Annotated in this window: 21 protein-coding genes; 7 read left to right on the top strand and 14 right to left on the bottom strand. The window is 68.4% G+C overall.

Annotation, left to right across the window (positions count from 1 at the left end):
- Nucleotides 1-3: 3 nt before the first annotated feature.
- Both AC1DK9_RS10670 and AC1DK9_RS10665 read right to left on the bottom strand, forming a co-directional pair.
- The gene (locus AC1DK9_RS10670; protein WP_476861051.1) at nt 4-648 is read right to left on the bottom strand and encodes a DedA family protein; all 645 of its coding nucleotides are present in this window, start codon (nt 646-648) and stop codon (nt 4-6) included.
- A 42-nt stretch (nt 649-690) separates the two neighbouring features.
- Nucleotides 691-1,644, bottom strand: a complete 954-nt coding sequence (locus AC1DK9_RS10665) for an RluA family pseudouridine synthase (RefSeq protein WP_476916098.1) — start codon at nt 1,642-1,644, stop codon at nt 691-693.
- Between the two features lie 158 nt (nt 1,645-1,802).
- Here AC1DK9_RS10665 and AC1DK9_RS10660 point away from each other — a divergent pair, with 158 nt between their 5' ends.
- Both AC1DK9_RS10660 and AC1DK9_RS10655 read left to right on the top strand, forming a co-directional pair.
- Nucleotides 1,803-2,474 carry a helix-turn-helix domain-containing protein gene (locus tag AC1DK9_RS10660; protein ID WP_476915902.1) on the top strand — a complete coding sequence of 224 codons (672 nt, stop codon included), beginning with the start codon at nt 1,803-1,805 and terminating at the stop codon, nt 2,472-2,474.
- 11 nt (nt 2,475-2,485) lie between these two features.
- On the top strand, nt 2,486-3,178 hold the full coding sequence (locus AC1DK9_RS10655; protein ID WP_476915901.1) for an SRPBCC family protein: 693 nt from the start codon (nt 2,486-2,488) through the stop codon (nt 3,176-3,178).
- 158 nt (nt 3,179-3,336) lie between these two features.
- Here the strand turns inward: AC1DK9_RS10655 and yczR are convergent, their stop codons facing one another.
- Complete coding sequence (gene yczR, locus AC1DK9_RS10650) at nt 3,337-4,854, bottom strand: MocR-like transcription factor YczR (protein WP_476915900.1); 1,518 nt, start codon at nt 4,852-4,854, stop codon at nt 3,337-3,339.
- A 61-nt stretch (nt 4,855-4,915) separates the two neighbouring features.
- Between yczR and yczE the strand changes: the two genes are divergently transcribed.
- Nucleotides 4,916-5,581: a membrane protein YczE gene (gene yczE / locus AC1DK9_RS10645; RefSeq protein ID WP_476915899.1), complete on the top strand. Its 666-nt coding sequence runs from the start codon at nt 4,916-4,918 to the stop codon at nt 5,579-5,581.
- Between the two features lie 124 nt (nt 5,582-5,705).
- Here the strand turns inward: yczE and AC1DK9_RS10640 are convergent, their stop codons facing one another.
- From AC1DK9_RS10640 to AC1DK9_RS10610, 7 genes are all read right to left on the bottom strand, one after another.
- Complete coding sequence (locus AC1DK9_RS10640; RefSeq protein ID WP_476915898.1) at nt 5,706-6,557, bottom strand: DNA-formamidopyrimidine glycosylase family protein; 852 nt, start codon at nt 6,555-6,557, stop codon at nt 5,706-5,708.
- Nucleotides 6,550-11,652, bottom strand: coding sequence for an Lhr family helicase (locus AC1DK9_RS10635; protein WP_476915897.1), 5,103 nt, complete (start codon nt 11,650-11,652; stop codon nt 6,550-6,552). The genes AC1DK9_RS10640 and AC1DK9_RS10635 overlap by 8 nt, the downstream gene beginning before the upstream one ends.
- A 100-nt stretch (nt 11,653-11,752) precedes the next feature.
- Nucleotides 11,753-12,415: a DUF4232 domain-containing protein gene (locus AC1DK9_RS10630; RefSeq protein WP_476915896.1), complete on the bottom strand. Its 663-nt coding sequence runs from the start codon at nt 12,413-12,415 to the stop codon at nt 11,753-11,755.
- A gap of 131 nt (nt 12,416-12,546) precedes the next feature.
- Nucleotides 12,547-13,251: a YcnI family copper-binding membrane protein gene (locus tag AC1DK9_RS10625; RefSeq protein WP_476916097.1), complete on the bottom strand. Its 705-nt coding sequence runs from the start codon at nt 13,249-13,251 to the stop codon at nt 12,547-12,549.
- A 226-nt stretch (nt 13,252-13,477) separates the two neighbouring features.
- Nucleotides 13,478-14,113 (bottom strand): hypothetical protein, encoded by a 636-nt coding sequence (locus AC1DK9_RS10620; RefSeq protein WP_476861042.1) that lies wholly within the window; start codon nt 14,111-14,113, stop codon nt 13,478-13,480.
- 224 nt (nt 14,114-14,337) lie between these two features.
- Nucleotides 14,338-16,767: a phosphoenolpyruvate synthase gene (ppsA, locus tag AC1DK9_RS10615; protein ID WP_476915895.1), complete on the bottom strand. Its 2,430-nt coding sequence runs from the start codon at nt 16,765-16,767 to the stop codon at nt 14,338-14,340.
- Between the two features lie 148 nt (nt 16,768-16,915).
- Complete coding sequence (locus AC1DK9_RS10610) at nt 16,916-17,734, bottom strand: pyruvate, water dikinase regulatory protein (RefSeq protein WP_476915894.1); 819 nt, start codon at nt 17,732-17,734, stop codon at nt 16,916-16,918.
- Nucleotides 17,735-17,863: 129 nt separating this feature from the next.
- On the opposite strand from AC1DK9_RS10610, the gene AC1DK9_RS10605 reads away from it, so the two are divergent.
- The gene (locus AC1DK9_RS10605) at nt 17,864-18,718 is read left to right on the top strand and encodes a carbohydrate kinase family protein (RefSeq protein ID WP_476915893.1); all 855 of its coding nucleotides are present in this window, start codon (nt 17,864-17,866) and stop codon (nt 18,716-18,718) included.
- Between the two features lie 28 nt (nt 18,719-18,746).
- Here AC1DK9_RS10605 and AC1DK9_RS10600 read toward each other — a convergent pair whose 3' ends face one another.
- Together AC1DK9_RS10600 and AC1DK9_RS10595 are read right to left on the bottom strand one after the other, a co-directional pair.
- Nucleotides 18,747-19,364: a hypothetical protein gene (locus AC1DK9_RS10600; RefSeq protein WP_476915892.1), complete on the bottom strand. Its 618-nt coding sequence runs from the start codon at nt 19,362-19,364 to the stop codon at nt 18,747-18,749.
- A gap of 122 nt (nt 19,365-19,486) precedes the next feature.
- Nucleotides 19,487-19,813: a DUF1905 domain-containing protein gene (locus AC1DK9_RS10595; protein ID WP_476915891.1), complete on the bottom strand. Its 327-nt coding sequence runs from the start codon at nt 19,811-19,813 to the stop codon at nt 19,487-19,489.
- Nucleotides 19,814-20,005: 192 nt separating this feature from the next.
- Between AC1DK9_RS10595 and AC1DK9_RS10590 the strand changes: the two genes are divergently transcribed.
- Both AC1DK9_RS10590 and AC1DK9_RS10585 read left to right on the top strand, forming a co-directional pair.
- Nucleotides 20,006-20,152 (top strand): lmo0937 family membrane protein, encoded by a 147-nt coding sequence (locus AC1DK9_RS10590; protein WP_441418987.1) that lies wholly within the window; start codon nt 20,006-20,008, stop codon nt 20,150-20,152.
- A gap of 164 nt (nt 20,153-20,316) precedes the next feature.
- Nucleotides 20,317-21,060, top strand: a complete 744-nt coding sequence (locus AC1DK9_RS10585; protein ID WP_476915890.1) for an SGNH/GDSL hydrolase family protein — start codon at nt 20,317-20,319, stop codon at nt 21,058-21,060.
- 448 nt (nt 21,061-21,508) lie between these two features.
- On the opposite strand, the gene AC1DK9_RS10580 is transcribed toward AC1DK9_RS10585, so the two are convergent.
- Nucleotides 21,509-21,940, bottom strand: a complete 432-nt coding sequence (locus AC1DK9_RS10580) for a DUF3105 domain-containing protein (protein ID WP_476915889.1) — start codon at nt 21,938-21,940, stop codon at nt 21,509-21,511.
- Between the two features lie 264 nt (nt 21,941-22,204).
- Nucleotides 22,205-23,392: a TDT family transporter gene (locus AC1DK9_RS10575; RefSeq protein WP_346958967.1), complete on the bottom strand. Its 1,188-nt coding sequence runs from the start codon at nt 23,390-23,392 to the stop codon at nt 22,205-22,207.
- Nucleotides 23,393-23,498: 106 nt separating this feature from the next.
- Between AC1DK9_RS10575 and AC1DK9_RS10570 the strand changes: the two genes are divergently transcribed.
- Nucleotides 23,499-24,452 carry a LysR family transcriptional regulator gene (locus AC1DK9_RS10570; protein WP_476915888.1) on the top strand — a complete coding sequence of 318 codons (954 nt, stop codon included), beginning with the start codon at nt 23,499-23,501 and terminating at the stop codon, nt 24,450-24,452.
- The last annotated feature ends 276 nt before the right edge of the window (nt 24,453-24,728 follow it).

The raw sequence follows: 24,728 nt of genomic DNA, 5'->3' as shown, positions 1-24,728 counted from the left end.
GGCTTAGAAGTCCAGCTCCGTGCCCGGGTCAGCCGCGGCAGACCCGGGTTCCACCACGGGGGAGCGGTTTCCCCGCCGTCGGGTGACGACTACGCCGACGACGGCGCCGATCACCAGACCCAAGCCCACCCCGATCAGCGAGCTCGCCCAGAACGGCAGTCTCGTGGCCGATCCCGTGACGTATCCCAGCCCTACGGACCAGGCGGCCCACAGCGTGCCGCCCAGTGCGGCGCAGAAACTGAAGCCGCGGGTGGACACGTTGGCGATACCGGCCGCCGCGGTGGTGGCAAGCCGGCCGCCGGGGATGAAGCGGATTCCGATGATGCCGCCGTACGTCGAGGAGCGGCCCGCCCGGGCGATGGCCACATGAACCCCGCTGTGGAACCGTCGTCCCCAGCTCCAGCGGTCGAGCACGTGGCTGAGCCGGCGCTTGAACAGCTGGAAAACCACAAGGTCGCCCACCCAGGAGGCCAGCGCGGCGATGGCAGCGACGAGGAAGACGTTGGCGCGGCCGTCGGCTGAGAGGGCTCCGCCGGTGATGACCAGCATCTCGGAGGGAACCGGCGGGAAGATGGCGTCGCCGAGGACCACGGGGACGATCCAGAAATAGATCGCGGCTCCCCAGGTGTCCGCATTGGCCAAGTCCATGGGCACAAGGTACCGCATATCCGGCCGGGAGTAGGGGCCGGGCTAGCGGGCCTCGGAAAGTTCGAGCCGGCTGCGGTATTCCACCGGGCTGCCCGAGATGGGGTCCACGAAGCGGATGCCGCGGGCCAGGAGCTGGAGCGGTTTGGCGTAGTCGTCCGGCGCCTTGTCCAGCAGTTCGGGATAAAACGCGTCGTTGACGATCCCGAGCCCCAGCGAGGCCATGTGCACGCGGAGCTGGTGGGTCTTCCCGGAGTGCGGCTCGAGCCGGTAGAGCGCGCGGCGCGGTGTTTCGGCGTCGTCCGGACTGCTGGGGGCCGGGCCGTCAAAGGTGCGCAACCGTTCGATCCGGGTCTCGGCGTTGGGCTCGCCGTCGATGACCTCGGCGAGCAGATAGCTGCGCGACTTGGTCATCCGGTTCCGCACCACCACAGGGAAGTCGACGGCGGGGTGCCCCGGGGCGGGCTCCGCGGCGGAAACGCACTCGTATTCCTTCTGGACCTGGCGCTTCTCGAACAGCACCTGGTACTTCCCGCGGGTCTCGGGGTTGGTGGAGAGCAGCAGGATGCCGGCCGTCATGCGGTCCAGCCGGTGCATCGGGATCAGGTCCGGCAACTGCAGCTGGTTCCGCAGGCGCACCAGGGCCGATTCCTGGATGTAGGCGCCGCCCGGTGTGGTGGGCAGGAAGTGCGGCTTGTCCACGACCAAGAGGTGCTCGTCCTGGTGCAGGATGTTCAGTTCCACCGGGATACGGGTCTCCGGCGGCAGGGAGCGGTAGTACCAGATGAAGGTGTGGCGCTGCAGCGGAGTGGTTCGATCCAGCGGGACGCCGGCCTCGCCCACGATTTCGCCGGCGTCGAAGCGGGCCTCGATGCCCTGCGGATCGATGTGCCCCCAGCGGTGCATCATGTAGTCCATGGCGGTGTCCCACGGCCCCTCGTTCGGCAGGCGCAGGCGGGTGGCGTTCACGCCGTCGCGCACGGGTAGAGGGGATTGCATCACCGGTCCATTCTACTTTGCCCGCCCCTGCCCGCCGTTTCGACGGTTCCCTGCGCACTCGACGCTTCCAAGCATCGTGTCGGCAGGGAACCGTCGAAGCGGCGCCGACGAGAAAAAAGTTCTTGACAAATAAAATTGTCGGAGCCAAGAATCGAAGCATGTTGGACATCGAGGTGATCGAAGACCCGGCCGCGGCGGAGGCGTCCCTGGACCCGATCCGAACCCGGATCCTGCGTGAGCTGGCCGAGCCCGGATCCGCAACGCAGCTTGCCGCGAAGGTGGGCCTGCCGAGGCAGAAGGTGAACTACCACCTGAAGGCCCTCGAACGGCACGGCCTGGTGGAGCTCGTCGAGGAGCGCAAGCGCGGCAACGTCACCGAACGCATCCTGCAGGCGACGGCGACCTCGTACCTGATTTCCCCGACCGCACTGGCCTCCGTGGCCCCCGATCCGCACCGCTTCTCCGACCGCTTCTCCGCGTTCTGGCTGCTGGCTCTCGCGGCCCGCATGGTCCAGGAAATTGGCCAACTGATCGCCGGCGCCGCCGCGGCCAGGCAGAAACTCGCCACCTTCGCGATCGACGGCGAGGTCACTTTCCGGTCCGCCGCCGACCGGGCGGCGTTCGCAGAGGAGCTCGGCGTCGCGGTGACCAGACTCGTGGACAAGTACCACGACGGCGGAAGCGAGGTCCCGGCGGCCGGCGCGCCCGGGGCCCCGACAAACCGGCCTGCCGGACGCAGGCACCGACTCGTCGTCGCACTCCACCCAGCGTTGAAGACGCCGGCCCGCGCGGCAACCCGCACATCACCGCAAGACCCAGCCCCTAATTAAGGAGCAGGACCGTGACTGACAAGCGCGAATTCGAGATTGTCTACGACACCGAGCTGCCAGGCACACCCGAACAGGTGTGGGAGGCCGTCACCAAGGACACCCCGGCCTGGATGTTTCCCACGGACCAGTGGCCCGCGGTGCGGACCGTGGACGAGTACCCCTCGCACCTGGTGTCCAGGATGGACGGCCCCGACGGCTGGTTCAACCAGCTGGAGCACGTCCTGGAACCGCTCGACGGCGGCCGGGCGCGGCTGCACTACGTCCACAGCGGCATCTTCGCCGAAAACTGGGACGAGCAGTACGACGGCGCCAGCAAGCACACCGCCTTCTACCTCCACACCCTGGGCCAGTACCTGAAGCACTTCAACGGCCGCCCCGTCGTCTTCACGGACATCCAGGCGCCGGCCGCGTCCCAGACCCCGGATGGCTTCGACCGGCTCAAGGCGGCCCTCGGAGTGGCCGGTTCGGCCCCTGGCGACACGGTCGAGTTGGACGTCGACGGCGTCGGGCACCTGTCCGGGGAAGTGGACTTTTCCAACGAGAACTTCCTTGGCCTACGGACCGCCGACACGATGTACAGGTTCTTCGGGCGCAGCAACTTCGGGGCGTCGGTGGGCATGACCGTGCACGACTTCAGCGGCGGCGGGGACACCGGAGCGACGGCGGACGCCTGGTCCGGTTTACTGGCGAAGGTTTACGCCTAGCCCACTCCGCGCCCGCCCGCCCGTCTCGCGCCCGCCCGCCCGCCCCGCCCGCACCCCGCCCCAGCCCCGCCATTTCGACGGTTCCGTGCACACTCGACGCCTCTAAGCATCGAGTCGGCAGGGAACCGTCGAAACGGACCGACCCGAGGAGCCCAGGCTCAGGCGATGGCGGCGGCCGGTTGGGCGGGGAGGTTCCGGCGCAGCTGCGGGGAGCGGTCCAGGCGGTCCTGGGCCGCGCGCAGCGCCAGCACCGCGGACTCCAGTTGCTCCGGGGGCAAGGTGAACGGCAGCCGCAGGTAGTACTCGAAAGCACCGCCGACGCCGAACCTGGGGCCGGCCGCGAGGCGGATCCCGAAGTCCGGGGCGAGTACCGCGAGGTTGGTGCTGACTGGCGCGGGAAGCCGGCACCAGACGGACAGTCCGCCGTCGGGCCGTTCAGGTTCCCAGTCCGGAAGATGCCTGCCGAGCAGTTCCAGCAGCATCTCCCGGTTGTCGCGAAGCGCGGCCAGCCGGGCCGGCAGCGGCTCGGCCAGATTGTTGACCAGGTGCGCCGCGGCGAGCTGCTCCACCACCGGGCCGCCCAGGTCCAGGGTGGTTCGGGTGGCGGCAAAGCGCTGGATGAGGGGTTCGCTGGCGCGGATCCAGCCGGTGCGTAGTCCCGCCCAGTGCGACTTGCTGAGCGAACCGAGGGACACCACGGCCGGGCTGAAAGCGGCCATCGGAGTGGAGTTGGCGCCGTCGAGGTTCAGCTCCCGCAACGTCTCGTCCACCACCAACACCGTGCCCGACGCCGCGGCAGCCGCCACGAGCCGTCGCCGCTGGGCATCGGGCATCAGCCGGCCGGTGGGGTTGTGGAAGTCCGGCACCACGTAAGCCATCGCGGGCCGCTGCTGCCGGAGCGTCCATTCCATTGCTTCAAGGTCCCAGCTCGGGCCGTGCGGTTGCGCGCTGCCGGGCTTTGTGCCGCCGGGGTGAGCCGCGGGCATGGCCACCGTCACGGTGCTGCAGCCCGCGGCCCGGATCGCGTCGAGGGCATTCGGGTAGCTCGGATGTTCCACGAGCACCTTCCCGGCACGCCCGGCAAGGGTCCGCAGCACAATGTTCAGGGCGTGCTGCGCGCCGGAGGTGACCAGGATTTGCCCGGCAGTCGTCGGCACCCCGGCCGCGGTATAGCGGGCAGCGATCGCCTCCCGCAGCGGCCCCACCCCGAGCGCGTCGTAGCCGAAGCCGGGCAGCAGCGCCGGCAACTCCGTCAGCGCGGCGGCAAAGGCCCGGTGCACCACTTCGCCGCTCGCGGGCAGGGAGGCGTAGGCCAGATCCAGGATTCCGTCGGGAACCGCCAACCCGGGTGCGCCGCTGAGCCGCTGGCCGGCGTCGTTCGCTCCGGATTGGGCCGGGCCGTGGCTCGGGATGCAACTCCGGCTCCGGCTGCCCTGGCCGCTGCTGAGGAACCCCTGTTCGCGGAGCAGGGCGTAGGCCGCCGTCACGGTGGTCCGGCTGATGCCGAGGGTAGCTGCCAGGGATCGCTCGCTCGGCAGCGCGACGTCGAGCGCGACCCGCCCGTCGAGGATGAGCAGACGGACGACGTCGGCCAGCTCACGGTAGGCGGGCGAGGCGCCGACGCTCCACGCACCCAGCAACCGCGCCAGGGAGATCGGATTCAGGGAGCCGGACATAAAGCCAGTATTTCAAACTGGCTATGGATTACAAGGCCAGTTTTCGGGAAGGATGGAGGCCATGATGACCCGCAGACTCCTCCAGCTCCTGATCGGCCTTGCCCTGTACGGCGTCTCGCTCGCCATGGTCATCCGCGCCAGCCTTGGGACGGCGCCGTGGGACGTCTTCCACCAGGGGTTGGCGGGACGGACCGGCCTGAGCCTGGGAACGGTGGTCATCATTGTCAGCTTCCTGGTGCTGCTGTTTTGGATTCCGCTCCGGCAGTTGCCTGGCGTCGGTACGGTGGCCAACGCCGTGCTGGTGGGCGTCTTTGCCGACCTCGGGTTGGCGCTGATCCCGAAGTTCTCGCACCTGGGCGGCCAGATCGCGCTCCTGGTCGGGGCCGTGCTGCTCAACGGCGTGGCCTCTGCCCTTTACATCGGCGCCCGCCTCGGACCGGGTGCGCGGGATGGGCTGATGACCGGACTTGCCCGGCGCACCGGGTGGCCGGTCCGGGGCGCGCGGACCGGCATCGAGGTAGTGGTGCTGGGTGCCGGGTGGCTTTTGGGCGGCTCGGTGGGCGCCGGCACTGTGCTCTACGCGCTGGCCATCGGCCCGCTGGTGCAGCTGATGCTGCCGTGGTTCACCGTCCCGGAGCGCCAGTCTGCAGCTGAGGCCGAGCTCGAAGGGGAAGCGCCGCCCGAAGCGGAGGCCGCCGTCGCCGGCGCCTCGACCCCGGCGACGTAGCCCCGCCGCCTCGAACCGGGCGTCGAAAACCGGCGCCTCGACTCCGGCGACGTAGCCCCGCCGACGCAACCCCGCCGCAGCCGGGATACGCCGGAATCCTACCGCCGACCTTTCCCGGCACACCTCACGGCGTCTCCTGCGAAGCGCCGAGCAGCGGCTGGCAGGTGGGGCAATAGTAGATATCCCGTTCCTCGGTGCCGGTAGCCTTGGCCAGGACGCCGCGCCGGATGGGGGTGCGGCATTTGAGGCAGGGCTGGTGCTCGCGCCGGTACACCCAGTAGCCAGGCCGCCCGGCCGTCCGGCCCACTGGGACACCACGGGAGTTCAGCACTGTGATCCGGCGGCCCGGGCCGAGGTTCGCCGTCAGCAGGACCTTCGCATCGGTGATCATGGCCGGCAGGTCGGGTACCTCCGAGACCGGGGTGGCTGGGTGGACGCCGGACAAAAAGCACGCCTCGCAGCGGTAGATGTTGCCGATGCCGGCCAGGTTGCGCTGGTCCAGCAGCGCGACGCCGATCGGCACCTCAGGCGCAGCGAGCAGGCGGCGTTCGGCCTCGGCCATGTCCCAGTCCGGGCCGAGCAGATCCGGTCCGAGGTGGCCTACGACGGCGGCCTCTTCGGCGGTGGGGATGACCTCCAGCAGCCCCAGGGAGAACCCGACGGCGTCCGCCGACGCCGTGCGGAGCACACAGCGGGCCGTGAACCCGGGCTTGCGCCAGCGGCCGCCGGGCGGATAGACCTGCCAGGTCCCCTCCATCTTCAAATGCGAGTGGATGGTGAGCCGGTCCTTCGGGGCCGGGCCGGTCACGCGCATCAGCAGGTGCTTGCCGCGGGGGACCACCTCCTGGACGGTCCAGCCGCCCAGTTTGAGGGTGGCGAAGCGGGGCACCCGGAAGTCGGACGCCAGTAGCTCCTTGCCGGCCAGCGCGGCGTGCAGCTGCGCCGCGGCGCGGAAAACGGAATCTCCCTCAGGCACGGATCCTCAGTCCCTTCGGGGTGGAGTAGGCGCCGGCCTGGGCCAGGGCGGCGGCAATGGGAGTGTCCAGGATGCCGTGGCCGTTGACTTTTTCCATGATCAGCTTGTCGACGGCGCCCCTGGTGACCACGCCCACGAGGGCCGTGCCGGCGGCAGCAAGGACGTCGGCGTCGGCGCTGAACGCCAGCAGGGTCTTCCCGCCGCGCTCGACGTAGAGGACCAGGGCGCCGTCAACCAGCACCACCAACGCACCCGCCTTTCGGCCCGGCCGGTGGCCGGTGCCAGCCTCCTCGTTCAGCGCCGGCCATGGCAGCGCGGCGCCATAGGGGTTGGCGGGGTCCGTGGCGGCGAGGGCAAGGGTGACCGGCTCGGCCTTGTTCAACTGGGCGTCCTCGACATAGGACCGCAGCCGGTCCACCGTGGCCGGCACCGCGAACTGGGCCGCGCCAAGGTGCTCGATGAAGTAGCCGCGGCGGCAGCGTCCGGCTTCCTCGAGCCGGGCCAGCACCTTGTACATCAGTCCGAAACCGCCCAGGATGTTTTCCGCCATGACCGATCCCCGAGTGACCACGCCGTAGCGGTCGAGCAGGAGTTCCGCAGTGGCGCGGGCGTGGATGGTGGGGTCCAGTTCCGGGGCTGGCAGCGCCGACCAGCGCCCAGCGGCGAGCGGCGGCGTGGGCGCGGCGCCCGTGGTGGAGCCGTAGCGACCGCCGGTGAGGCCGGGCGAGCCGAGCAGGCCGGTGCCGTGGGCGCGTCCCAGCCGGCTGAGCCTGGGGGCGCGGGCCCGCGGGGCACGCCCCACTTGCCGGTGCGCGGTTTGGCCGCCGGCGATCAGGGCCCGTACCGGGGCGAAGGTGTCGCCGGTGATGCGGCCGGCCCAGGCCAGGTCCCAGAGCGCCGAGACGACGTCCTGGTCGCTGAGGACCGTGTCCATCCCGCCGGCGATGTCGGTCAGTTGCCGGAAGAAATAGCCGCCGCCGTTGTTCTGCAGGTGGTCCAGGAGCCGCTGCTGCGCGTCGCCGGGCTCGAAATCGAGGGCCGGGTTCAGCGTCAGTTCGGCCGAATCGGCAAGGTGCAGGCTGATCCAGCCGTCGTTTCCGGGCAGTGATCCGGCCCCGGACCAGAGGACCTCGCCGGCGGCCATGAGCTCGTCGAGCATGGCCGGCTGGTAGTTGGAGACGCGGCTGGCCAGGACCAGCGGTTCCCAGGCCGACGCCGGAATCGGAACGCCGGAGAGCTGGTCGATGGCGGTGATGATGCCGTCCAGCCCGCGCAGCGCCGACTGTCCCCTGGTTCCGGGGGTGCGCACGTTCTGCCAGGCGGGGAGGAACCTCCCGTACGCGGATGCGTCCACCGGCTCGACCTCGGCGCGCAGCGCGGCCAGCGAGCGGCGGCGGAGCTTGCGGAGCACCTCGGCATCGCACCACTCGCTGGCCCCCGCCGGAGGTAGAACGGTGGTGGCCGCCGGGGCCGCGGTGTCCGAAGTTTCTCCGGCCGCCCCGTCTTCCGATGCCGGGGCATGGGGCCGGAATTCGCCCTCGACGGCGCGCCCGTCCGCGGCCAGCCGCTTGAGCGCGGTGCCGACGACGGCGACGCCGAGGCCCAGCCGTGCGGCGGCCTCATCGGCGGTGAAGGGCCCGTGGGTCCGGGCGTAGCGCGAGACCAAGTCGCCCAGCGGGTCCGCGACGGGTTCGATGAAGGCCAGCGGCACGCCCATCGGCAACGGGACGCCGAGGGCATCGCGCAGCCTGGCGGCATCCTCGACGGCGGCGAACCGCTCGGTGCCGCCGATGTTGACCTTGATCGCCCGGTTGGCCCGTTGCAGCGCAGCCAGGTGCGCCGCGGCCTCGGCGCTGTCTGCCGCGGCTTTGATGGGCTCGGCCGCCGTCACGGGCTCCGGCTCCGCGCCGGGCGCGGACTCCACGCCAGCCAAGCCGTCAGCGGCCGCGGCATCCGCAGGCTGCGCCGCAGCCTCCGCCCCCACCGCAGTCTCCACTGTCCCCGCCACGGCCGCCGCCGCCGCGGCTTGGTCGGGCTGGACCGCGGCCTCGAGCCGGGCCGCGACTTCGTCAGCGGTGAGCGGGCCCAGCAGGCGGAGCAGGTCGGCCACGCCTTCCAGCCCGCGCATCCGCCGGTCCGGGGCAAGGCGCTGCAGCTCACGCTCGGTGGCCTCGATGACCTTGGCGTCGAGCAGTTCGCGCAGCTCCACCCGGCCGAGCAGTTCGTTGAGCAGGGTCGAGTCCAGCGCGAGGGCGGCGGCCCGGCGCTCGGCGAGCGGGGAATCGCCCTCGTAGAGGAACTGCGCAACGTAGCCGAACAGCAGCGACTTCGCGAACGGCGAGGGCTGCTGCGTGGTGGTCTGCAGGATCCTCAGTTCGCGCCGCTCAATCGAGGCTGCAATGTCTTTCAAGGCCGGAAGGTCGTAGACGTCCTGCAGGCATTCGCGCACGGTTTCGAGCACGATCGGGAAGGTCGGGTACTTCCGGGCGACATCCAGCAGCTGGGCCGAGCGCTGCCGCTGCTGCCAGAGCGGCTGCCGTTTGCCGGGGGTCTGCCGGGGCAGCAGCAGGGCCCGGGCGGCGCACTCACGGAACCGGGAGGCGAAGAGCGCACTGCCGCCGACCTCGGCGGTCACGATCTGTTCCAGTTCCTCGGGCTCAAACAGGAACAGTTCGGCCCCGGGCGGCTCGTCCTCCATCATCGGCACGCGCAGCACGATGCCGTCGTCGGCGGCCATCGCCGAGCCGTCCATCCCGTAGCGCTGGTGCAGGCGCTGGCCCACGGCGAGGGCCCACGGTGCGTGCACCGGCATGCCGAAGGGGCTGTGCAGCACCACGCGCCAGTCGCCGAGTTCGTCGTGGAAGCGCTCCACCACGAGGGTCGTGTCGCTCGGAACCACCTCGGTGGCGAGCTTCTGCTCGGCGAGGTACTGGATCAGGTTGTTGGCGGCGAAATCGTCCAGGCCGCTGGCCTTGCAGCGTGCGGTGGCCGGGCCGACGTCGGACGCGGAAAGTTCGCGCACGAACGCGCCGAGGGCGCGGCCCAGGTCCACCGGCCGGCCGAGGGAGTCGCCCTTCCAGAACGGAAGCTTGCCGGGCTGGCCGAACGCAGGGGAGACGAGGACCCGGTCGTGGGTGATGTCCTCGATCTTCCAGCTGGTGGCGCCGAGGGCAAAGACGTCGCCCACGCGGGACTCGTAGACCATCTCCTCGTCGAGTTCGCCGACCCGGCGGCCGCCCTTCGCGGGGGAGGCCTTGGCGGCGGGCTTGCCGTCACCCGAGCCGCCGGACGAACCGGTGCCTTCGACCTCGGTGCCGATGATGTAGACGCCGAAGAGTCCGCGGTCCGGGATGGTGCCGCCGGAGGTGACGGCCAGCCGTTGCGATCCGGGGCGGCCTTCGATGGTGCCGGCGTTGCGGTCCCAGACAATCCGGGGCCGCAGTTCGGCGAATTCGTCGGAGGGGTAGCGCCCGGCCAGCAGGTCAAGGGTCGCCTCGAAGGCCGAGCGCGGGAGCGAAGCGAAGGGGGCGGAGCGGCGGACGGTGGCGAACCATTCCTCCACGTCGATGGCCCCGAGCGCGGTGGCGGCGACGGTCTGCTGGGCCAGGATATCCAGCGGGTTGGCCGGGACATAGAGCCGTTCGATCTTGCCGTCCAGCATGCGTTCGACGGTGATGGCCGTGTGGACCAGGTCCGCCCGGTGTTTTGGGAAAAGGACGCCCTGGGAGATCTCGCCGACCTGGTGTCCGGCGCGGCCCACCCGCTGCAGTCCACTGGCCACGGAGGGCGGTGATTCGACCTGCACCACGAGGTCCACGGCGCCCATGTCGATGCCGAGTTCCAGCGAGGATGTGGCCACCACGCAGCGCAGCCTGCCGGATTTCAGGTCGTCCTCGATCAGGGCGCGCTGGTCCTTGGAGACCGAGCCGTGGTGGGCCCGGGCCAGGACCGGATCGGCGCCTGCGGTGCTGCCGGCCTGGGCCATCATGTGCGCAGGTGTGGCGGTGGAGGAGGGCAGCGAAGCGTCCGGCCCCGGAGCCGCGCCGGATTCGTCCCAGCCTCCGCCGGCGGCCATCAACTGGCGTTCGACGTAGATCTCGTTGAGCCGGGCCGTGAGGCGTTCGGCGAGCCGGCGGGAGTTCGCGAACACGATGGTGGACTGGTTGGCCAGCACCAGGTCCACGATCTTCTCTTCGACATGCGGCCAGATGGACGCGTGCGGCTGCAGTCCGGACGCCGGACCGGAGTCGAAGGCCCCGGCCGCGGCCTGGAGATCGGACATGTCCTCGACCGGAACGGAGACCGTCAGGTCCCAGGTCTTCTTCGACGGCGGCGCCACGATCTCGACCGGTGCGGAGCCCGCGAGGAACTGCGCCACGAGTTCCTTCGGCTCCACCGTCGCGGAGAGCCCGATGCGCTGGGCGGGCTTGGGCAGCAGGGCGTCGAGGCGTTCCAGCGAGACGGCCAGGTGCGCCCCGCGCTTGGTGCCGGCGACGGCGTGCACCTCGTCCACGATGATCGTGTCCACCTCGTCGAGGGTCTCGCGCGCTTTCGAGGTAAGCATCAGGAAGAGGGACTCGGGCGTGGTGATCAGGATGTCCGGCGGGTGGCTGAGCAGAGAGCGGCGGTCCGCCGCCGTCGTGTCCCCGGAGCGGACGCCCACGGTGATCAGGGGGGCGGGCAGGCCGAGGCGTTTGGCGGTCTGGGTGATGCCGATCAGCGGGGCACGCAGGTTGCGTTCGACGTCGACGCCGAGGGCCTTGAGCGGGGAAATGTACAGCACCCGGGTTTTCCGCTTTGGTGCCTTCTGACGGGCCGGCTTGGCGGCGGCGTCCAGCCCGGGCAGTTCGTCGGGTTCGGCGGGTGCCGAGACCAGCAGCCGGTCCAGCGCCCAGAGGAAGGCCGCGAGGGTCTTGCCGGAACCGGTCGGTGCCACCACCAGGGCATGCGAACCGGACGAAATGGCATTCCAGGCGCCGTTCTGGGCGGGTGTGGGCGCGGAGAATGCGCCCAGGAACCACTCCCGGGTCGGCCGGCTGAACCGGTCCATGGCCTCGGCCGCGAGTGTGCCGCCGGCGAGCTCCTGACCCTTCATTCCTCCATCATGCCTTATGGGGCAGACAGTCTTAGCCGGGGCCATTTGGCGCGGCGGAGGGGTGGTGCCTCCATGCGGTGGCGCTGCCCTGAGGCGATGGCTACGCCGCGGTGAACGCCGCGATGGTCAGGAGTTTGATCGCCGACTCGCGGCAAGCGTCCTTGGGTACGGGGACGAACAGCGATGCCGTGTCTTCCGGCGGGTAGACCCGGAAACCGGCGGCCGGCGTGCGGGTGCAGTCGGAGTAGTTGCCCGCCTGCGTGTAACGCAGGGTGGCTTTTCCGGACTGGCCCGGGGCGAGCAGTACGTCGGCGACGGCGGTGGAGTCGTCGCGCGTCGCTGCGGCACCGATGGGAGCGCCGTTGGCACCGGCGGTGAGGGACACTCCGGCGAAGCCCTTGAGCAGGCACGGCTCAGTGCCCGAGTTCTTCAGGATCAGCTGCATGTAGACACTGCCGGCCGCTCCGCCGCCCCTGGCGTCGAGGGAGGGCTTGAGGTTGGCGGCCTTGCACCGGGCGGGACCGGTTGCGGGGGAGGACGAGGGGGCGGCAGCGGATGACGCCATGGCAGCTCCGCCGGACTCCGTCGTGGTGGGGCTGGCGGTAGTGGACTCGCTCGGCGCGCTGGCAGAGGACGACGGCGAGGTGGCGGTCGCGGCGCCCTGCGGCTGGCTCGGGCCGCAGCCGCTGAGCAGCAGCGTGACCGCGGCGGCCGCGGTCACGGAAGTAATTACCAGTTTGTTCTTCATCTGCTGAGGCCTCATGGCACAACTTTGATGTTGCACGGTTGCCTGAGTCAACGACGCCACGACGAAGGGCCCAGATTGATGCCCGGATTGTGATTTCCGGGCACCAACCTGGCCTCTCAATCCGCCGAGGCTTACTCCGCGGCGGATTACTCCTTGGTTGCGGCGCCGGAGGCCGGAACCCGGGCAGCGGCGGGTTTGCGGCTGCGGAGCAGCGCGAGGCCGCCCAGCATCAGGCCGCCGACGCCGGCGACAAGGCCAGCCCAGCTTCTGGCCTGGCCGCCGTCGTCGTCACTTGAGGCGAAAGCGGTGGCGCCCGCCGGGCTGCCGGCTGCCGCAGCCGCGTGGGCGCCGTGCCCGTCGGTCCCCGCGACCGCCTCGGTGACCGTGACGGATGGCGCCGGGCTCTTGACCGACTCCTCGTCCTGGCCATCCTTCGGGATATCGGTCCACTTGGTCTGTCCTTGCTCGCAGTCCTGCAGGGTGGGGAAGTAAAGAGTCTTGCCCGGGGTGTCCGGCAGTTTCACGGAGAGCACCAGGACATCGCGGAATTCCGGGTTCAGCGGGGACTTGGCGGTGTAGACGATCTGGCTGGTGCGCTTGGTGATGGAGGAACCGTCGGCGAGTTTCTTCGGTTCGGGGAGTTTCTCCGTGACCTTGGCCGCGGTCCAGTTCGGGTTCACCGTGGGCTGCGCATCGTTGAGTTCCGCGGGCAGGGTGATGGTCATTCTCGTGGTGCCCGAATGGTCGCAGCCATGCGGGATGGCGAAGCTGAGCAGCGCGTAGGAGTTGGCCGCGGTCTTGTCCGGGGTCGCTTCGACGTGGGCCGATGCTCCGCTGATGCCGGCGAGCATCAGGGCTGCCGTCCCTCCGGCAGCGGCGGTGGCGGAGAGGGCGCGGCGGAAGGTGGACTTGGGCTTTGAGGTATTCAAAACAGGTGCCTTTCAGGCGGGTGCGCGGCAGGGTAGGGCGGCGCACGGAAACGGGGAGGCTCGGAAGCAGTAGGCACGGCACGGCTGCCCGCCGTGGCGGATGCACGGGAACGAAGTGGGGCAGGAGCGGCCGCAGCCGGAAGGAAAGTTAGGGAAAGGCGACGACGGCGGGCGGCCCGCGGCGGCAATCGCGCCGGAGGTTGCGCCAGGGCAACGGAATGGCGCCGTCGGTTCGGGGCGGAAGGACGCGTGCGGCCGCCGGACGCGGCGATACCGGGGCCGGGAGCTGGACGAGCGGGCGGAGCCAGGCGGCGAGGGCCCAGAGCGCATCCTCGCCCCTGGCCAGGAGCAGGCTGCAGGCGAGGGTTGCCAGGGCGTGTCCGATGAGCATGGACAGGGCCAACGCGGAGTCCAGTTGGTGGAGCTGGAGGTGGTCCGCCGGAATCGGAATTGTGCCCACGACGGCGTGGTGCGCGTGAGTGGCGATTGCGCTGTTCACTGCGCCCGCGGCGGGCCCCCTGTCCGGGGCGCTGAACGCGGCGAAGGCCTCATGGAGTACCACCTGCCCGGCGCCGAGCAGGCCGGTCATGGCGAAAAGGTTCAGTTTCAGGCGGGTGGCCGTGGTGGTAACCAAGCCGGTGAGGGCCAGGAAGGCAAACAGGATGGCGGGGGCGGGAAGCTGGCCGCCGGCGACGACGTGCGCTGCCGCGGCGAGGGCCACAATCGTGGTCGCGACGATGGCCGAGCGCAAGGCGTGGAAGGGTGCCCTGGCGGCGGTGCGCATGGAACACTCCCTTCGCCGGCGGCGGCCATTGTTGCTCCCGCGGGCGTTCTGCCGGCAGGGGGTCGTTCCCTGATTCTACCGGCGATTTCTACAGCGCTACGAAATCGCGCTTACTGCTACGGCGGCGGCACCCAGGTCCGGGGACCTGGGCGGCACCCCGGTCCGGGGACCGGCCGGGGACCGGCAGCGGCGCCCCGGGTTTCAGACCGGGGTGCCACCGGTGCTTAGTTTCCGGCTGCGACGCCGGCGGCAGCGACGGCGTCGGGACCTGCGGACGCGTCCGCAACGCCGGCGAGCCGGATCCAGGTGTCCACCACGGTGTCGGGGTTCAGCGAGACGGAATCGATGCCTTCCGCGACCAGCCATTCCGCGAGGTCCGGGTGGTCGCTCGGGCCCTGGCCGCAGATGCCCACGTACTTGCCGCGCTCCTTGCACGCCTTGATGGCCATGCTGAGGAGCTTCTTGACGGCAGGGTTCCGCTCGTCGAAGCTGCCGGCGACGATGGCGGAATCCCGGTCCAGGCCCAGGGTCAGCTGGGTCATGTCGTTGGAGCCGATGGAGAAGCCGTCGAAGTAGTCCAGGAACTCCTCCGCCAGCAGCGCGTTGGAGGGCAGCTCGCACATCATGATGACCTCGAGGCCGTTTTCGCCGCGGCGCAGGCCGTTTTCCGCGAGCAGCTCGATCACACCGGCGGCCTCATCAATGGTGCGCACGAACGGGATCATCAGCTTGACGTTGGTCAGGCCCATCTCGTTGCGCACAAAGGACAGCGCCTCGCACTCGAGGTCGAAGCAGTCCCGGAAGGACGGTTCCAGGTACCGGGAGGCGCCGCGGAAACCGATCATCGGGTTCTCTTCGTGCGGTTCGTAGGCGGGGCCGCCCAGCAGGTTGGCGTACTCGTTGGACTTGAAGTCGGACATCCGCACAATCACCGGCTCCGGCGCGAAGGCCGCGGCGATTGTTGCCACACCCTCGGCGAGGCGCTTGATGTAGTAGTCGCGGGGGCTGTCGTAGGCGGCGATGTGCTCCCGGATTTCCGCCAGGACCTCAGCGGGCTGTTCGTCCAGGTTCAGCAACGCCTTGGGGTGGATGCCGATCTGGCGGTTGATGATGAATTCCAGCCGGGCCAGGCCCACGCCGTGGTTGGGCAGCTGGGCGAACGTGAAGGCCTGCTCGGGGGTGCCGACGTTCATCATGACCTTGACCGGCGCCTCGGGCAGTTGGGTGATTTCGGTTTCCTCGACGCTGAAGTCCAGGAGTCCGTCGTAGATCAGCCCGGTCTCGCCGTCGGCGCAGGAGACGGTCACCTCGAGCCCGTCGGTGAGGGCGTCGGTGGCGTCGCCGGTACCGACGACGGCGGGAATCCCCAGTTCGCGGGCGATGATCGCCGCGTGGCAGGTGCGTCCGCCGCGGTTGGTGACGATGGCGGAGGCGCGCTTCATGATCGGTTCCCAGTCCGGGTCCGTCATGTCTGCCACCAGGACGTCGCCGGTCTTGAACGCGGCCATCTGGTCGATCGCGGTGAGGATCCGGACGCTGCCGGCGCCGATGCGCTGGCCGATGGCGCGGCCCTCGACCAGGACCCGCCCGGATTCGTTCAGCCGGAAACGGCTCAGGCTGCCGGAGGTCCGCCGGGACTGCACGGTCTCCGGACGCGCCTGCAGGATGTACAGGCCGCCGTCGACGCCGTCCTTGCCCCATTCGATGTCCATCGGGCGTCCGTAGTGGTTTTCGATGGCGACGGCGTGGCGGGCGAGCTGCTCGACGTCGTCGTCGGTGAGGCTGAAGCGGTTCCGCAGGGAGGCCTCCACCGGAACGAAGTCGATGGTGTGGCCGATTTCCCGGTTGCTCGTGTACGTCATCTGGAGTGCCTTCTCGCCCAGTCCGCGCTTGAGGATGGCGGGGCGGCCGGCCGCGAGCGCTGGCTTGTAGACGTAGAACTCGTCCGGGTTGACGGCCCCCTGGACTACGGCCTCGCCCAGGCCGTAGGAGGAGGTCACGAAGACGGCGTCCTTGAACCCGGACTCGGTGTCCATCGTGAACATGACACCCGAAGCGCCGACGTCGGAGCGGACCATGCGCTGGATGCCCGCGGAGAGCGCCACCTCGGCATGCTCGAATTTGTGGTGCACGCGGTAGGCGATGGCCCGGTCGTTGTAGAGGGACGCGAAGACGTCCTTGATGGCGGCCAGGATGTTCTCGATGCCGCGGACGTTCAGGAAGGTTTCCTGCTGGCCGGCGAAGGAGGCGTCGGGGAGGTCCTCCGCGGTCGCGCTGGAGCGGACGGCCCAGGAAAGGTCGTCGGAGCCGCCGTGCTTGTCCACCAGCTGCTGGTAGGAGTCGCGGATCTGCGCTTCGAAGTCCGGCAGGAAGGGCGTCTCGCGCATCAGGGCGCGGATTTCCTGGCCGGCTGCCGCCAGGGCCGTCACGTCGTCGGTGTCCAGTCCCACCAGCCGGTCGGCAATCTTCTGGTCCAGGCCCGAATCGGCCAGGAAACGGCGGTAGGCGTCCGCTGTCGTGGCGAAGCCGTCAGGCACCTGGACACCGGCAGAAGTCAGGTTCTGCACCATCTCACCGAGGGAGGCGTTCTTGCCGCCCACCCGGTCCAGGTCCTTGAGTCCGAGTTCTGAGAACCACAGGATGTCCGTCGTCATGGTTGCTGCTCCTTTGCAGATGGTGACATGCCGTAATGCGCCCCGCGTGGGGCGGCGCTGGTTGATGGGCGCAAGTCCTGTTTACAGTGACAGGTCGGCGCCGGTGTTTCCACACGATGTGGTCCACGCAACACTTGTGAAGGCCGCCTCAGTGCTTGAGGTTCATCTTCTGGAGGATGGTAGCTGCCATCTCCTCCACCGAAACGCTGGCCGAATTCAGATAAGGAATTCCGTGCGACACGTACAGCTGTTCGGCGCTGCGCAGCTCGAAGCCGCACTGCCGTAGCGACGCGTAGGGCGAGCCGCGGCGGCGTTCGGTGCGGACCTGGCTCAGGCGCAGCGGGTTGGTGGTGAGGCCGAAACACTTCGACACGAAGGGCCGCAGCGGCTTGGGGAGTCCCTCGCGTTCGAAGTCCTCGTCCACCAGCGGGAAGTTCGCGGCGAAGATGCCGTGTTGCAGCGCGAGGTACATGGTGGTGGGCGTCTTGCCGCAGCGGGACGGGGCCACCAGGATCACCTGCGCCTTTTCGAGGGCGCGCAGGCTCTGGCCGTCGTCGTGCTCCATCGCATATTCGACGGCCGCCATCCGGGACTGGTAGCGGGCGGCGTTGCCGAGGCCATGGGCGCGGCCCGGTTCCCCGCTGGCCTGGGCTCCCAGGGCCTGCTCCAACTGCCCCACGTGGGTGCCGATGAGGTCCACCAGGATCCCCTTGCAAGAGGCCAGCGCCTGCCGGATATCGCTGCCGACGGCGGTGGAGAAGACGATGGGTTGCAGGCCCGTGGCGGCGAGGTTGTCGATGACTTTGACGACGGCGCGTGCCTGGGCGACGGTAGTGATGAAGGGGACCGTGATGCGGTCGAAGTCGTTCTCGGGGAACTGCGTGAGCAGGGTGTTGCCCAGCGTTTCCGCGGTGATGCCCGTACTGTCCGAAAGGAAGTAGACCGGGCGTGGAGCGTCATTGGTCATGAACGCATTGTGCACCAGGGAGGGCCCCGCGGTCTTCCCTGGTGCTTGAGTCCAATGCCGGGCGCGCCCCTGAGCTACACCGGTGGATCCTTTACCGAGGTTGTGCGTGCCGCTGGCTAGGCTGAGGACATGCGCACTTCTCCGGTGGTCGCCGTTTGTGGCCCCGCCTCCTGGAACCACCTGATCCTCCTTGACCACCTCCCCGATCCTGTTCCGCACATGCAGTTTGCCCGGCGCGCCTGGCATACGGTCGGAGGAACGTCAGCGGGGAAGGCCTTACATCTGGCGGATCTCGGCGTTGACGTGCGCTTGTTTTCGCCTTTGGGCGCGGACGACGCCGGCGGCCGGGTGCGCGATGCCCTCGCCACGGCCGGCGTCGCCGTCGAAGCTGTCACGTCTGATCGCACCGAGCGTCACGTCAACCTCATGACTGACGCCGGAGGCCGGGTATCTCTTTACGTTTCTGTTCCTTCCCCGCCGGCGGACGAAGAACTGGACGTTGCCGCCGCGGCAGTGGCCGCGGCCGACGTTGCCGTGATTGACCTGAGCGAATTTGGGGCGTTGTTACTGGGGCGTGGGGAGGTCCGGCAAACAGCGTTGTGGGTGGACCTCCATGACTTTGACGGCTCGTCCGCGTTCCATGAGCCGTTCCTGCGCACTGCGGATACCGTCTTTATGAATGATGACCGGACCGGCGATCCCTGGGAGTTGATGCGCTCTTGCCTCGCCCGGGGGCCCCGCCTGGCTGTGTGCACACGCGGGGCGGAAGGCGCCATAGCGATGGAAGCGGACGGGACCCGGCATGAGGTCGCGGCCGTTCCCGCGGAGGTAGTGGACACAAACGGTGCGGGCGATGCGTTCATGGCCGGCTTTCTGGCGGCGACCTTGCACGGTGAGTCCATTGCGGACTCCCTCAAAGCGGCTGCCGTCCAGGCCCGCGTCGCCATTGGGAGTGAGCATCTGCACCCGGCCCTCGGGCGTTGATGTGTGATCCCTCGTCCGAGGGAAGGGCTTAGAGGCCGGCCGGGAACGTAAACTTTGCGGGCAGGGGGTCCGGAGCCGTTCCGTGGAACAGGACCACCTCATCGTGGGCTTTCAGGACGACAGCCTGGACCGGCCCCGCCTGCTTGGCGCCGTTCACCGCAACCGACCAACCCGTTAGGGCTGAATGCGCGGTGCCGGGCATTCCGGTGCCGTCCAGGACACCCCACTCGGTCAAAAGCTGGCCGAGGGTATAGGTTGCGCCGGCGACCGGTGCCTCGATGTGGATGATGCCTGTCTCGTCATGTGTGTGCAACGCCGAGATGCCGTTCGGCTGGCCGGCCGCGGTGAAGCTGAAACCAATGTCCGCCGGCACCGCAACAGGCTTGCCGTCCACGAAAACGTCCAGATGGGCATGGAAGTGCTCGGCTGCGCCCTCCTCCGTGAGGACAGCCAGGCGTGCTGCCTTGATCCGTTCGGCTCCGCCCGCGGTGTTCAGCTCCCAGCCGGAGGCCGGGGCCGCGGCCGCGGAGGAGGCGGCGCTCGCAGGCGGCACGGTCGGGCTCGGAGCAGGTGCGGGGGTTGAACATCCGGCGATGCTCAAGCAGGCAGCGCCCAGCACGGCAGAGACCGGGAGGAGTTTCTTCATGGGGCTTCCTTCATTCAGCAGCGGGGGCGCAGTGGTATGCGGGAGGAGTCGTGACGTCCTAGCCTACGTGGAAGGCTTAGTGGCGACCCGCGGCAGAGCTTGTCAGCAAGCTTTTCCGCGCCTCACACAGTCGGGCCGGTGCCGTTGGCGGCCCGGCCGCCGCGGGGAGCCACGCTCATTGCCACCGTCACGGTGTCGCCGTCGCCGAACCGTTCCTTGGCGCGGACGTCCTTTTTCACCGGCAGCACGTATTCGCCGTTGCGGGGCAGCAGCGAGGTCTCCCATTCGGTGGCGCCGATTCGGACACTCACCGGGATGGCGCCCCAGCCGTAGGTGGCCGCAGCTGCTTCGGCCCGGACGTAGTCACACACGTCTGCGGGCAGGGCTAGCCAGTAGAAGGGCGCCGGACCACGCCATTCGAACAATTCCGCGCTGAAGGTCGAGTCCACGTCAAGAAACGGTAGTGGTGGGCCATAGGGTTTTCAACCTTTTAGAGCCGGCATCGGGGCCACTCGCCTATAGGTTTTTACCCATTTCCAAGGAAGCGATCCGGGCATAGGGTGAAGCCACCACACGACATCTGGTGGGGGCTTCCGCCGGACTCAGCAATTTCATCCGCGGACGAATAGAGGGAGATTCTCATGTTGCTTTGGATAGCCATCATCATTGCTGTTCTCTGGCTTCTCGGCTTGATCGGGAACATTGGTGGCGGGTTCATTCACCTGCTTTTGGTCATCGCCGTCGTGGTCCTGATCTTCCACTTCATCCGCGGCCGGTCGCGCACGTAGATGCGGGTCCCCGTTTCCCGGCCGCAGACGTGGGGCTGTGGCCGAGTCTCGTGCATCTTGCTTATGCCGCCCGTCCAACACGGCCGGCACAGGGTGGTTGAAGGACGTCCTGTTAGGGTGGTCACCTCGACAGCGGCCCCCTAATCACTCCAGGACGAAGCTTCTTGAAACCACGTTCACGGCACTCCCTGCAAATCCTGCTGGGGGTCGCAGCGATAGGACTACTGTCTGCTGCGGCCCATGTCACCGACCCGGCAGCGTTCCATCTGTTGGACCAAGGGCACGATTCAGGGCCGCCGGCGCAGGCGGGGTCCTCCGGGGGATCCCCCTCTGCCGCGCAGGTTGTCGTCATCGGAGACTCGCTGAGCACAGGGCACGGAACGAGTCCGGCCATGGCATGGCCCAATCTGGTTCAGCACGACACCAGGGGAGGGCAGCACCCTCTGGCCATCCGCAATGCCTCAGTAAACGGCAGCGGATACGTCAGTAACGGCGACGGCGGTTCTACGTTCCTGACTCAAGTCGAAGGAAGCGTTCAAAAGACGACCCAATTGGTGCTGGTTTTCGGATCCGAGAACGACATGGGCGCGGACAAAATGGAGCTCAAACAGGCCGTCGCCAAGACGCTGGCCGAGATTAACGCAAAGTCGCCGAACGCCAGAATTGTGGTTGTGGGACCCCCGTCCTACACAAACGCACCCGAACCGTCGCGACTCCAGGTGCGCGATGAGGACCGGGCTGCAGCGGCCGAGGCGGGCGCCGTCTTTGTGGACCCCATTGAGAACAAATGGATCATGGGACAGGCTGACAAGCTGATCGGACCCGACGGCGACCACCCAAGTGTGCAGGGACAGCACTATCTGCAGGCGAATATGGAGAAAATCATCCTGGGCAACCTTCCGGGATAAGCGCACAAGAGCGCTGGCCAGGGTGCGTATGCCGGGAGCGACGGCCGTGCACCTTGAGTTGTCTTGGATCGCACCATCGTCTCCTCTGGTGCGACTGCAGTTCAGCAGCCGCCGTCACGACTGCCGGTCGGTGGACTGCTGCCGCGTCGAAACGCGTGCGTAGCCGATCAGTTTCGCCATGCTGCCGGGGTGTCTCATAACTAATGGTGAATACACCGGTTCAGCCAGATGGTTTCGAGACATAGTTACAAGAACCGCATGTATCAGCGAGTTGCTCGAAAACCAACGAACTTTCGACCCATGTGACTTTTAGTCGGAGTTGGCGGTTAAATCGCAGTTTAGATTGGCGGTTTGTCGTCCCGCCCGGGAGCCATCAACGGGTGAGCGGCAGATCATGGGACAGCGCGCGTTGGGGGCTGACCGGTCGAGCGGCGGTATGTCTCCTGATTTATCCGTTGACTCCGCCGCTGCAGGTCTCGCCGGGTTCGGGTGTCTGCGGACCCTGCTGAAATGCTTTGATGAATGCGAACAGCCGCGGATCTGCCGGGTCTGTGACGCTTAGTTGTTTTCCCCAGGCGGTTGCTTCGATGAGGGATCCCTGTCCGGGAAAGGGACTGACCAACACGTGGCTCTGGTTGGTTGCAAGCCGGGCGAGTTTGGCGATGTCATCGGCGGGAAGCCCGGGTTGGTAGCTGATCCAGACGGCACCGTGTTCAAGGGAGTGCACTGCCCGGGTTTCCTGCACGGGCCGGTCGTAGGCTCCGCAGTTCGTCCACACCGGTGAGTGGTCTCCGCCGACGCCGGGACGTTGCGGATAGGTCACCGCGGTCTGGACGTGGTTCCTGCTCAGGCCGGCATAGCTGATGACTCCTTCGATCATGGTCGGGCCCTTCTCTGCTGACGGGGTCGGTTGACCGCTGCCGTTTGCGGTGAGCCCGTAGGTGAGCGCGCCGGCTGCGAGGAGGAGTGGCACGCCGACGGCGATCAATGGCCGCTGCAATCGGGCGGGCGACCTGGACCCTTTTGTGTTGGTGGGTGAGCGTTGCTGTGAACCGGGTGTTGTCCGGGGTTTCATGAGGCCACCTTCGGGCGCTGTTAACGGTTGCTTGTTTGCGTGACGGGTTGCTGGTCCGCTGCGGCCCGCCTACGGTGCGGTCGTTGCGGGCTTCTGGAAGAGGGTGCCTTCGAGGATGCTGCCGTGGAAGGTCCGCGCGACGACGATGATCCACGCGGCGACCAGCAGGGTGTAGCCTGCGACGGCCATTGCGTCGAACACGGCGAGGTGGGTGTGGGCGGCGAGGCCGGTCAGGCCGGTGACGCAGGTTCCGATGGGGAAGGTGAAGGACCACCAGGTCAGGGAGAACGGCAGGCCCTGACGGGCGGTGCGGATCGTGATGGCGGTTGCAAGGGCGGCCCACATGAGCGCGAAGCCCAGAACCGGCACCCCGTACAAGACGCCGAAGGCTTCCATCGCCCGGGCCAGGGTCCCGGACACGGCGAGGTGGGCGTTCCCGCCCAGGAGGTTCGCGGCGGTGATGGACTGGCCCAGCGGGCCCAGCACGATCCACAAGGTGGGCACTGCCGCGGCGGCCCCGATCTTATGCCCGGCGAGGCGGTTCCAGATCAGTGTGGTGATGATGATGGAGGCCAGCAGGCTCAGTCCGAACATCGCGTAGCAGCCCATCAGCAGGGTCAGGCGTGCTTGCCCGGCCGGGACGTAGGGCAGCAGCAGAGCCCCGGTGGAGGCCGAAACCATGGGCGGGACGACGGGCATAAGCCAGCCGCCGAACGCACTGTCCTGTGTGACCTGGTGCCGGCTGAACTGCAGGTACGGGACAGCGACGGCGCTGGCCAGCCCCAGCAGGGTCCCGGCGATCCAGAGCACCGTATCGATGCCGAGTGCCAGCTGTTCGCCCAGGACGTCTTTGCCCAGCAGCAGGGTACCGGCGCCGACGGTGAGCAGCGCCATGGGCGGTGCGCCGTAGAAGTGCGCCATCACCGGATGGCTGTGGTGGCTTCGGGCGGTTTCCCGGTGCCGGATCCAGTGCACCCCGGTCGCGGCACTCAGCAGGATCAGCAGCAGGGACGCCAGAGCCCAGACGACGGTGGCGCCAGTGCGCAGGCCGGGAAACTGCAGGGGCAGCGTCGCGGCGGCGGTCGCGACGATCCCGGTACCCATGATGGAGGCGAACCAGTTCGGGGTCAGGTTCGCGAACAGCTCCGAGGGCCTATCCAGACGGCGCAGGACGCGCCGGCCCCCGGTGCGGCCGCCCCGGGTCTGTGCCGGTGGTGTGGAGTGGTGTTCGTCGGCGGTCAGCAGCAGAGATTCCATACCTTCCATGCTCCCGGACCGGGACCTGCCGCAGTAGGGGGCATACACTTGTCAGGGTACAAGCCGGACTTGTACCACATGTGACGTTTCTGAAGGAGATTCCCCGATGCTCAGTCCCCGGATACCGGATCTCTCCGCCCTGGAAATGCTCGCCGCGGTCCATGATCTGGGATCCCTCTCCGCCGCCGGGAAACACCTTGGACTGTCCCAGCAGGCTGTCTCCTCCCGGATGCGTTCCCTGGAGTCCCAGATCGGATCCGCCCTGCTGACCCGGACACCGCGGGGATCCACCCTGACAGAATCAGGTGCACTGGTCGCAGGGTGGGCGGCGGAGGTCCTCGCAGCCGCGGAACGCCTGGACGCCGGAATCGCCTCGCTCCGATCCGACACCGCCCGGCAACTAAAGGTCGCGGCCAGCCAGACCATTGCCGAACACCTGCTGCCGCTCTGGCTGGTCGCGCTGCGCCGCCAGCAGGAGAGCCTCGGACTCGTCCCCACCGTCGTGGAGCTGACGGTGAACAACAGTGAAGCCACCGTAGCCCTGGTCCGATCCGGTCAGGCAGCCATCGGCTTCATCGAAAGCCCGCACCTTCCCCCGGACCTGAGCGCAGCGGCGGTACAGAACGATGACATGGTCGTGGTCGTCGCCCCGGACCACCCCTGGGCCCGGCGCCGGACCCCCGTCACAGCAGCCGAACTGGCTACAACCGCGCTGGTCACCCGGGAACACGGCAGCGGAACCCGGGACGCCCTCGAACACCTGCTCACCACCGCAGGGGCCCCGCCCCTGGCAGATCCGCTGGTGGAACTCTCCACGACAGCTGCCGTCCGCTCCGCCATCGCAGCCGGCACAGCCCCCGGAGTACTCAGCGCACTGGCCGTCCGCGACGACCTCGCCCTGCAACGGCTCATCGCCGTTCCCGTCCGCGGGCTACCCCTGCGCCGCACCCTGACCGCCCTTTGGCAGACCGGCCCCACACCACCGCCCGGACCGGCCCGTGACCTGGCAGCCATCGCCGCCAGAGCTGTCCCGGGAGCCGGCACCCGCCGTAAGTCATGAAACCAGGCGACTTCGCTGTGACTCGCGGCGATAAATGGCGGTGTTTTTACGGCGCTGTTTGTCGCATCGTTCCGCGCGGAAGGGATCCCCTACTGGGATAACGGGAGCATTGTGAGATTCGGGCTTGAATCCGTACGCAGTCTCGCGTGGGTCTCGACGTCGAAGCGTTCAGCACCGTACAGCAGCTTCTAGGTCCGGGCTCTGCCGGTTTGCCTCACACAGCGCTGGTGCATCTTCAAGCGTCCAAGGGCGAAGTTCGACGGTCATGGCTCCTAT

It is taken from the genome of Arthrobacter sp. 01T414 (genome assembly GCF_056398965.1).
Note: the sequence above shows the minus strand (reverse complement) of the source record. Positions and strands in the feature narration are given on the sequence as shown.